The 8,582-nt window shown below is 67.4% G+C and carries 9 protein-coding genes and 2 pseudogenes; 4 read left to right on the plus strand and 7 right to left on the minus strand.

What is annotated here, in order from left to right:
* Positions 1-167: 167 nt before the first annotated feature.
* Both MOQ72_RS43400 and MOQ72_RS43405 read right to left on the minus strand, forming a co-directional pair.
* The gene (locus MOQ72_RS43400; protein WP_242191905.1) at positions 168-1,769 is read right to left on the minus strand and encodes a GMC family oxidoreductase; all 1,602 of its coding nucleotides are present in this window, start codon (positions 1,767-1,769) and stop codon (positions 168-170) included.
* A 528-nt stretch (positions 1,770-2,297) separates the two neighbouring features.
* The gene (locus MOQ72_RS43405) at positions 2,298-2,900 is read right to left on the minus strand and encodes a TetR/AcrR family transcriptional regulator (RefSeq protein WP_242191906.1); all 603 of its coding nucleotides are present in this window, start codon (positions 2,898-2,900) and stop codon (positions 2,298-2,300) included.
* A 108-nt stretch (positions 2,901-3,008) separates the two neighbouring features.
* On the opposite strand from MOQ72_RS43405, the gene MOQ72_RS43410 reads away from it, so the two are divergent.
* The gene (locus MOQ72_RS43410; protein ID WP_242191907.1) at positions 3,009-3,284 is read left to right on the plus strand and encodes an alcohol dehydrogenase catalytic domain-containing protein; all 276 of its coding nucleotides are present in this window, start codon (positions 3,009-3,011) and stop codon (positions 3,282-3,284) included.
* A gap of 285 nt (positions 3,285-3,569) precedes the next feature.
* Positions 3,570-3,881 (plus strand): annotated as a pseudogene (locus MOQ72_RS45975) (zinc-binding dehydrogenase); the annotation flags it as partial.
* A 567-nt stretch (positions 3,882-4,448) separates the two neighbouring features.
* Here the strand turns inward: MOQ72_RS45975 and MOQ72_RS43415 are convergent.
* From MOQ72_RS43415 to MOQ72_RS43435, 5 genes are all read right to left on the minus strand, one after another.
* Entirely contained in the window at positions 4,449-5,246 is a 798-nt protein-coding gene (locus MOQ72_RS43415) for a hypothetical protein (protein ID WP_242191908.1), read from the minus strand.
* Positions 5,247-5,269: 23 nt separating this feature from the next.
* Complete coding sequence (locus MOQ72_RS45515) at positions 5,270-5,704, minus strand: CocE/NonD family hydrolase (protein ID WP_308198074.1); 435 nt, start codon at positions 5,702-5,704, stop codon at positions 5,270-5,272.
* Positions 5,611-6,213 carry an FMN-dependent NADH-azoreductase gene (locus MOQ72_RS43425; protein ID WP_242191910.1) on the minus strand — a complete coding sequence of 201 codons (603 nt, stop codon included), beginning with the start codon at positions 6,211-6,213 and terminating at the stop codon, positions 5,611-5,613. The genes MOQ72_RS45515 and MOQ72_RS43425 overlap by 94 nt, the downstream gene beginning before the upstream one ends.
* 93 nt (positions 6,214-6,306) lie before the next feature.
* Positions 6,307-6,657, minus strand: a complete 351-nt coding sequence (locus MOQ72_RS43430; RefSeq protein ID WP_242191911.1) for an ester cyclase — start codon at positions 6,655-6,657, stop codon at positions 6,307-6,309.
* A 70-nt stretch (positions 6,658-6,727) separates the two neighbouring features.
* Positions 6,728-7,576, minus strand: coding sequence for an SDR family oxidoreductase (locus MOQ72_RS43435; RefSeq protein ID WP_242191912.1), 849 nt, complete (start codon positions 7,574-7,576; stop codon positions 6,728-6,730).
* A 93-nt stretch (positions 7,577-7,669) separates the two neighbouring features.
* On the opposite strand from MOQ72_RS43435, the gene MOQ72_RS43440 reads away from it, so the two are divergent.
* Together MOQ72_RS43440 and MOQ72_RS43445 are read left to right on the plus strand one after the other, a co-directional pair.
* The gene (locus MOQ72_RS43440; RefSeq protein ID WP_242191913.1) at positions 7,670-8,287 is read left to right on the plus strand and encodes a TetR/AcrR family transcriptional regulator; all 618 of its coding nucleotides are present in this window, start codon (positions 7,670-7,672) and stop codon (positions 8,285-8,287) included.
* Between the two features lie 124 nt (positions 8,288-8,411).
* Positions 8,412-8,582, plus strand: a pseudogene (locus MOQ72_RS43445) (IS5/IS1182 family transposase); the annotation flags it as partial.

Genomic DNA, 8,582 nt, shown 5'->3' on the forward strand with positions numbered 1-8,582 from the left:
ACACCAAAACCAAGCTGATCAAACGACAAATGTACGGACGCGCAGGCTACCCCCTCCTCCGCCACCGCATCCTCCTCGGCTGACACCGAACGTCACCACCGAAAATGGGCCAGAGCCGAAAATATATTGGGCCAGAGCCCTTGATCTGACGCTCCCGCCCCGGACAACTACGACGTTAGGGGCCGGCGGATGAGGTCGGCGGCCTTCTCGGCGATCATGATGGTGGGGGCGTTGGTGTTGCCGCTGGTGATGGTCGGCATCACCGAGGCGTCCACGACTCGGAGTCCGGTCACGCCGCGTACCCGTAGCTCGGGGTCGACCACGGCGGCGTCGCTGTCACCCATCGCGCAGGTGCCCACTGGGTGGTAGCAGGTGCCGCTCCAGGTGCGGATGTGGTTGGCCAGCGTTGCCTCGTCCAGCGCCGCCAGATCGGTGCTGTCCGGCATGTAGGGGCGGGCCAGGAATTCTGCCAGCGGCTTCTGTTCTCCGATCTCGATGACGGTGCGCAGTCCGCGGAGGAGCGTGGTCACGTCTTCGGGGTCGGTGAAGTAGCGTGGATCGATCAGTGGCTTCTCTTGGGGGTCTTTGGAGGCGAGCGTCAACTGCCCGCGGCTGCGTGGCTGTAGCCCTGTGGCATTCATCGTGAACACGGGTCGGGCCGGCATCTCTTGCCCGCTCAGGATGAACGCGGTGGGCCCGCCGGTCAGCTGCGTGTCGGGCCGGGAGACGCCTGGCGTAACGGACAGGTAGGCCATCGCTTCGGCGTAGTTGGAGGCGAACGGCCCATCGCTGGTCTTGGTCCACTGCTGGAGGTTCTCCGGGGTCAGGAGGTCGAGGATCACGTCGCTGGTGTCGCGGGTCTCCCACACGATCGGGGCTAGGACGTGGTCGTGGAGGTTCTTGCCCACCCCCGGCGATACCACGGCGGTATCGATGCCGTGCTCCCGGAGCACTTCGGTGGGGCCGATGCCGGAGAGCATCAGGAGCTGCGGCGAGTTGACGACGCCTCCGCTCAACAGGACCTCGCTGTCGGCGCGGGCGAAGTGTTCGGTGCCGTCGCGGAGGTACGTCACGCCGACGGCCTTGGTCCTCTCCAGGACCACCCTGGTCGCCAGCGCCCCGGTGCGGACGGTCAGGTTCTCCCGGTCGAGCGCGGGCCGCAGGTAGGCATCGGCGGTGGACCAGCGCCGACCGTCCCGGCAGGTCACCTGGGTGAGCCCCGCACCCTGTGGAGAGGCACCGGCGATGTCGCCGACCGGCGGCAGGCCCCAGGCCAGGGCGGCGTCCACCCATGCGTGGGACAGTTCATGGGTGTAGCGCCGGTCCTCGACGTGGAGCGGTCCCCCGGTCCCGTGGGACGGCGGGCCATGTCGGTTGTTCCGCTCGGCTCGGACGAAGTACGGCTGGACGTCCTTAAAGCCCCAGCCGGTGGCGCCGTGTTCGTCCCGCCAGCCGTCGTAGTCCTCGCGCTGGCCCCGGGCGTAGATCATCACGTTGGTCGAGGACGAGCCTCCGAGAGTCTTCCCGCGCGGCCAGTAGAACGCCCGGGCGGCCGCCTCCTGCTCGACCGTCCGGTAGTCCCAGTCGACCTCGGAGTGAAACAGCAACCCGACCGCCGCCGGCGCCTTGATGTTCTCGTTGGTGTCCTCACCGCCGACCTCGAGGAGGAGCACCCGGGCGGCGGGATCCTCGCTGAGTCGGGAGGCGAGGACGCACCCGGCGCTCCCGGCCCCCACGATGATGTAGTCGAACGACTCGGGAGAAGCCATTCGTCCTCCCTCAGGCTCGCTGTTCGCTCATGCTCGCCCTCTCCACCCACCCCGGCAATCGGAGCCACTCCGTGGGGCCAGGCCTGGGCCAGACGTAGCGTCCGCAGCTCAAGGCTCAGCGGGGAGAGGTCTCCGGTATGTAGGTCTTCTTGGTCGTTGATCGATCTACTGGAGACCTCACCTATTTGATCTGTGAGCCGATGAATGGGTTTTGAACACGGCACGCGCTTCGGTGTCAGATTCCCTGACGGCCCCTGGCAGTCCGCGTCCGGAGGCATCGGCAGCCAGGCCGACCTCCGGAACGCTCCTGTGCGGCGGTGACAGTCGCGTGGGCCTGAGCCGGGCGGGTGACGTCGAACGGGCCGGCTGTCAGTCGCTCGGGTCGGTGTCCGCGAACGTGGCGGTAACGGTGTCCGGCTTTGCGTGCCGTGGTCATGATTGCGGCCGGCGGGCAGGTCGTGCTGTATGGGGTGGGTGCTGGGGCCGCGCGCGGCGCGGGTTATCGGGCCCGGTGCTCAGGCTCTCCTGTCAGGAGTCAGGCGGGGCGGTGATGTTTTGCGGGGTGTGCGAGAGGAGGGCCGCACGGCCGGACGCTTTGGCGCCGTCTACGACCGCGCGGTCTTGCAGCAGGCGTCCGGAGGCGAGGGCCCCGTCGATCAACAACCCCAGATGCGCGGCCAGTTCGGCCGGCTTGGCGGCGCCCGTAGTGCGGGCGAGGCCGGTGAGCCACTCCTGACGGCGCTGGGTGTGGTCGATGGTGGCTTCATGCGCCTTGGTACCGAGGTCTGCTTCGACCGCGGCGCTGATGAACGGGCAGCCGAAGAACCCGTGTCGGTCGAAGGAGGCCAGTAGCGCGTCGAACAGGCCCACCACTTGCTTTGCGGGGTCGGGGCCAGCCGCCTCGGCCGCCGTCTGCAACTCCCGCATCCAGGAGTCGTCCGTGCGCCGCAGGTAGGCGGCGATCAGGTCGTCCTTGGTGCGGAAGTGGGCATACAGCGTGGACTTGGCCACGCCGGACTCCTCGATGACCTGGTCGACCCCCACTCCGCGCAGGCCATGCCGATGGAAGAGGCCGGCCGCCGCGTCGAGGATTTTCTGCTCGGTGTTCGTCTTGCGTACGCGTGTAGCCATGCAAGACAGACTAGTTCGTTCGTCCGCGCATTAATCGAACGGACTAGTCTGTTTTATTAGTGGTGGGAACCCCGTCGCTTCGAACGATGTGTGAGGGACGGTGCCGTGATGCGTGCGGTGGTGCTGGAAGAGTTCGGGGGTTCGCTTGAGCTGCGGGAGATCGACCGGCCGGTGCCCGGGCCGGGGCAGGTGCTGGTGCTGGTGCATGCCAGCGGTGTGAACCCGCTGGACACGAAGATCAGGGCTGGCAGGGCGGCACACGCCCGCGCGCAGCTCCCGGCCGTATTGGGCATGGGCCTGGCTGGCGTGGTGGTGGGTACGGGGCCTGGTGTGGAGGGGTTCGCGGCTGGGGATGAGGTGTACGGGCTGACCGGCGGTGGGTGACCTGCAAGGCTCGCTCGCGGAGTTCGCGGCGGTCGATCCCGTCTGCTGGCTCCGAAGCCAGCCGCGCTGTCGATGCGTGAGGCGGCTGCGCTGCCGCTGGCGGCGGTCACGGCGTGGGGGGGCTGGTGGACCGGGCCGGGGTGCGGGCTGGTCAGAAGGTTCTAGTGCACGGCGGCGCCGGCGGCGTGGGCAGCGTTGCGGTTCAGATCGCCACGGCTCGTGGGGCGAAGGCGTGCGCGACCGAGTCGGCGGCCAAGGGGGGTCGTCGTGCGCCGTCTGGGAGCGGTGGCGATCGACCACGCCACGGTGCCGGTGGAGAGATACGTGGCCGAGTACACCGGCGGCGCCGGTTTCGACATCGTCTATGACACGGTCGGCGGCCCGGTCCTGGACGCCTCGTTCGAGGCGGTGCGCACGTACACGGGGCATGTGGTCAGCTCGCTCGGCTGGGGCACTCACGCGCTGGCGCCCCTGTCGTTCAAGGGGGCGACGTACTCGGGTGTGTTCACGCTGCTGCCGATGCTGACCGGCCAGGGCCGGGAGCGTCACGGCGAGATTCTGCGCGAGGCCGCGTCTCTGGCGGACGAGGGCAAACTGCGTCCCCTGCTGGGATGCGACCCGCTACGGCCTCGCGACCGCGCGGGACGCGCACCATGCGGTAGAGGGCGGTACGGCCAACGGGAAGGTCATCGTCGACGTCGTGGTCTGACGAGCGTTCATGCGGGTTCGCCGTATGCGAGGTCTTCGAAAGCCGCATACGGCGGGAGCGATACGAGGCGGGCAGCCGCACAGTGGGACTCGGCAGCCTTGCCTTGCCGTAGCAGGTGGCGATGCCCCGGCGTCGCAGCCATGTGCGGGCGGGCTCCGAGCTATAGCGGGCACTGCCGCGACGTGCGCGCAGTCCGCAACCAGACGCTCCCAGAACGGCGAACGAAGAGGTCGACGCCCGCGGCAGCGCCGCACAGGTCGAAGATCAAGCCAGCGGGTGGTGGGTGCGGTCGGGAGCCTCGGACTGCTGGTGTGGGTCGACTCCCGTTGCCGTCATGTTCCGGGGCGGGTCTCCGTGATGGCGCCGGAAGCCTGCGGCGAACGCGCAGGGTGAGCCGTAGCCGACCGACGAGGTCGGCGATCTTTGCCAGGCCCAGTTCACCGTTGCGTAGGTGTTCACGGGCCAGGGTCATGCGCCGGTCCGTCAGGTACTGCATCGGCTGCTGTTCCTTCGAATCGCAGGTTGCTGATGTCGATCGCGACCATCAGCTCGTCGTGGATCGGAAATCCGTTCGCGTCTCGCCGGTAGGCCCGGCGCACGGTGGGCATTCGGAGCCCGTCCACCTCGACGATGTCGTGCACGTACTGCGCGGCGGCGAACCCGCCAGCCACGTCGACGTGGTAGTCGTGCCGACGCAGCAGGTTGTCCTGGTCGAAGTAGAAGTCCTGGACCGCGCTGTGTCCGGCGATGTGCGCCGGGAAGGTGGCTCGCAGACCGCGCCAGCGTTCGCCGTTCTCCCACCACGGCTCTGTCTCGGTGGTCTCGAAGCCGGGCATGGCGAGGAGGAACGGTGTGGTCAAGTAGGTCCACATCGCGTAGCCGTTGAAGTAGGCGCGGTGCAGCGGGTTCCAGGGTGTACGCATCTCATGGCCGTTGAAAGACGACCTCGGGTGGATCCGCTCCGCCACGATCCGGCCGTCCAGTTTCTCGATGGCGATGCGGTCCGGGGTGAAGTCGGTGCGCTGGTCCGGCGCACCGAACGGATGTACGGAGGCGTGCTGGGTATGCGCGGCCACCGTCATCTCGCGGGGATCCGGGTCCTGGACCAGCCCCTTCATGCCCCACAGCTGGCCGCCGGTGACGATTGTGGCCCGCACCGCCTGCACTTGTTGCCAACGAGCAAGCCCTCCGTGCGCTTCGAGCGCCTCGCGCAGCAGCGGGCTCACCCGCGGATCCCGGGTCTGGCTCGTCATGGGACTTCCTTCCCTTCGGGGAGCTATGAAGCCGGCCGGCAGCGACTGATGACGGGGAGAGTGACTCTGCTCGGATGTGCGGGGCCTCGATGAAGCTGGTTCACCGCGACGGCCATCGCGGAGGCGTGCTCGTCGACGAGCACGCCTCCGGTGTGTGAATTGCGGTCGTAACGGGGGAAGTTGCTGCCCGTCACCTCCAGAAGGATGCGGTGGCCGGGCATGAACACATTGGCCGTGGCGACGAGGTCCACGGTGATCTCGTAGACGACTCCTGACTCCATCAGCTCCGGCTTCTCCAGCGAGTCGCGGTAGCGGTGGACCGAACTCGAAGCCGTGCCGCCCCCGAGGCCCTGGTTTCGGTCGGTTAGGCCGCGGTCTGCCGGTCGACCTCGGCGATGGCCCGGGGGAGAGCGTTGGTTCGGCTGCCGGGAACATTCGTTCCTTCGACCCGAATGAATTCGATGTCGTGAAGTCCGATGAAGGAGAAGGCCGCGCGGATCGAGGGGGTGAGCATGTCCATCATGGCCAGGGGCCCTCGCGTGTAGAGATCGCCACTGCCGACCACGACATACATCTTTCTTCCGAAGGCAAGGCCTTCGAACGAGCCGTTTCTGATGTCAACCGTTCGGCCGAGTCGCACGATGTGATCGATCCAGGCTTTGAGTGTTGACGGCACTCCGAAATTCCACATGGGTGTCGATATGACGATCGTGTCCGCGGCAAGGAATTCGTCGACCAGCATGTCGGAGTAGGCAAGGGCGTCTCTCTGTGCTTCTGTCCTCGCGGTTGACGGTGTCAGATAGGCGTCAAGGAAGACGGCATCGAGATGCGGTGGCGGCTCTGCCGCGAGGTCACGCCGAACAACGACCGTGTCCGGGCTGCTCAGAGATGCGACAAGGTGTGATGAGACGTTTCGCGAGTAGGAGTTGTCGAGCCGAGGGCTTACATCGATCGCGAGCAGATTCATTTTCTTTCCCGAGGTTCAGGTGACGGGGTGTCCCGTCCGGTGGGGGAGTCAGGAGGCGAGCTGCTGGAGGAACACCGCTGTGCCGACCTCGGCTCAGTGCTCGACGAGCTGGCCGTCCTGGATGATGTCGAAGGTCGTGCCGTGGAGCGTCGCGGTGCGGCCCTGAGAGGGGACACCGAGAAACTCGGCCTTTTGCGTAGCGGTCACCTTCCAGCGGGTGGCGACCTTGGCGCCCTCGGCCACCTGGTCGAGTACCTCGACGCTGAGGTCGTCGAACGCGGCGACCAGATCCTTTTCGATGGCGAGCCAGCTCTCCCGCGTGAACTCGAATCCGGATGACGGGTGGATCACCAGGTCCGGGGACACGTAGATGTCCCCGGTGATGTCCAGGTCTCCCTTCTCATAGCTGGCCCAGAACTGACGGACGACGGCCTTCGGATCCATGACGATTCCATTCCCGGTAACGGTGTGCAGGTGGAGAGGGTCGGTGCCCCGTGTGCGGGGCGAAGGCGGCTCAGGAGGCGAAGTCGGTGGACAGGGCAACCTGGTGCCCGGCGTCGAGTTCGGCGAGTCGGCCGGTGAGGGACGAGCGGATGGCGTCGTAGGCATCGCTGCCCAGCGCCACGCGCCGCGGCGCGGGTTCCTGCGTGGCGGTGTCGATGATGGCGGCGGCGACCTTGACCGGGTCGCCCGGTGCGGAGCCGGTGAGGTTGCCACCGGACTTCTCGATGAACTGACGCACCTGGCCGACGGGGGTCTTGGCGTAGGCGTCCAGAGCCGGGGAGATCGAGAGGGCGGCGCCGAAGCCGGTACGGATGTTGCCGGGCTCGATCATGGTGATACCGATACCGAACGGGGCGACCTCGGGGATGACGGACTCCAGGAAGCCCTCGACGCCCCACTTCGAGGCGTGGTACATGCTCCCGCCCGGGCTGGAGATCTGGCCGCCCATCGTCGAGGTCTGGATGAACCGGCCCCCGCCCTGGCCGCGCAGGTGGGGCAGTGCAGCGCGCAGCAGCTGGATCGGAGCGGTCATGTTGAGGGCGATCTGCTCGTCGACAGCCTCGTCGGAGAGTTCCTCGGCCGCACCGAACGCCCCGCGTCCTGCGTTGGAGAGGACCACGTCGATGCGGCCGAAGGCCGTGAAGGCTTCCTCGACCACCTTCCGCAGCCGACCCGTGTCCAGGAGATCCAGCTCGGTGGTCCACAGCAGATCTGGGTAGGCATCGGCCAGGTCGGCCAGCCGCTGCGGGGCGCGGACCGGGGCAGCCACGCGGTGGCCCTGTGCCAGCAGGTGCCGGGTGACGGCGCGGCCGATGCCGGCGGACGCGCCGGTCACGAGCCAGGAAGACGGGTTGGTCATGAGTACTCCCTCAAATGTAATCCAACCGGATGTTTTATTTTTAGACCCGGCGACCTCTCCTGTCAAACCATCCGGTTGTTTTACTCTGGTGGCATGACCTACGACTCCTCTGCCACCCGCGCGCGACTGCTGGCTGCGGCACACGACGAGTTCGTCCGTCTGGGGTTCGCCGGCGCGCGGGTCGGCCGCATCGCGGACACCGCCTCGGTGAACAAGCAGGCGATCTATGCCTACTTCGGTTCCAAAGCGGCCCTGTTCGACGCGGTCCTGGGCGACCGCCTGAGCATCCTGGCCGACGCCGTCCCCTTCACCCCGGACGACCTGCCCCACTACACCGGCGCGCTGTTCGACGCGTTGACTGCCGACCCGGCGCTGCAGCGCCTGACCCAATGGAAGATGCTGGAACGGCCGGAAGCCTCGGACCAGGAAAGGGACGCCCACCTGTCCAAGGCGGGAGAGCTTGCCAAGCACTACGGGGTCACGATGCCGGTGGCGATGGACGTACTGATGTTCGCGATCTCGGCCGCCCAGAGTTGGAACATGACGGCCGACGTGATCCGCAACCCACTGCAGGACACCTCCGGGGACCGGCAGGCCGGACACCGTGCTGCGCTGGTCAGTGCCGTCTCGGCGGTCATCGCCGAACTGACGCGGGCCAACCTCCGCGGGGGACCGGTCGCCGCCGCCACCAACGAATCCGTCGCCGAGTAGTCCGGCACCCTCACCGCCTGCGCGCCAAGGAGCTGATCCGTCACCTGGGGCTGAGCGGCGGTGTATTCCAGCATGCACCTGACGAGCCGGCCTCTTGAGCCGGCGACGGCCCTTGGACGTGCTGCAGGTGGTCATTGACGCCAACACCCGCCTGACCGTCGCGATCGGTACGCCGTTGCCCGGCAACCGCAATGACTGCCGTGCCTACACCGAATCCGGTGTCGACCAGCACTGCACGGGTGCGCACGTGATGGCCGACGGCTACCAAGGCAACCCCAGCGTGATCATGCCGTAT

Source organism: Saccharopolyspora soli, from assembly GCF_022678645.1.
In the GTDB taxonomy this organism is placed as follows: domain Bacteria; phylum Actinomycetota; class Actinomycetes; order Mycobacteriales; family Pseudonocardiaceae; genus Saccharopolyspora; species Saccharopolyspora soli.

Excerpts from the sequence above, each read along its gene's own strand:
- MOQ72_RS43440 (WP_242191913.1), top strand. The coding sequence starts at position 7,670 with ATGACCTACGACTCCTCTGCCACCCGCGCGCGACTGCTGGCTGCGGCA.
- MOQ72_RS43430 (WP_242191911.1), bottom strand. The coding sequence starts at position 6,657 with ATGGATCCGAAGGCCGTCGTCCGTCAGTTCTGGGCCAGCTATGAGAAG.
- MOQ72_RS43415 (WP_242191908.1), bottom strand. The coding sequence starts at position 5,246 with ATGACGAGCCAGACCCGGGATCCGCGGGTGAGCCCGCTGCTGCGCGAG.
- MOQ72_RS43410 (WP_242191907.1), top strand. The coding sequence starts at position 3,009 with ATGCGTGCGGTGGTGCTGGAAGAGTTCGGGGGTTCGCTTGAGCTGCGG.
- MOQ72_RS43400 (WP_242191905.1), bottom strand. The coding sequence starts at position 1,769 with ATGGCTTCTCCCGAGTCGTTCGACTACATCATCGTGGGGGCCGGGAGC.
- MOQ72_RS43435 (WP_242191912.1), bottom strand. The coding sequence starts at position 7,576 with ATGACCAACCCGTCTTCCTGGCTCGTGACCGGCGCGTCCGCCGGCATC.
- MOQ72_RS43425 (WP_242191910.1), bottom strand. The coding sequence starts at position 6,213 with ATGAATCTGCTCGCGATCGATGTAAGCCCTCGGCTCGACAACTCCTAC.
- MOQ72_RS43405 (WP_242191906.1), bottom strand. The coding sequence starts at position 2,900 with ATGGCTACACGCGTACGCAAGACGAACACCGAGCAGAAAATCCTCGAC.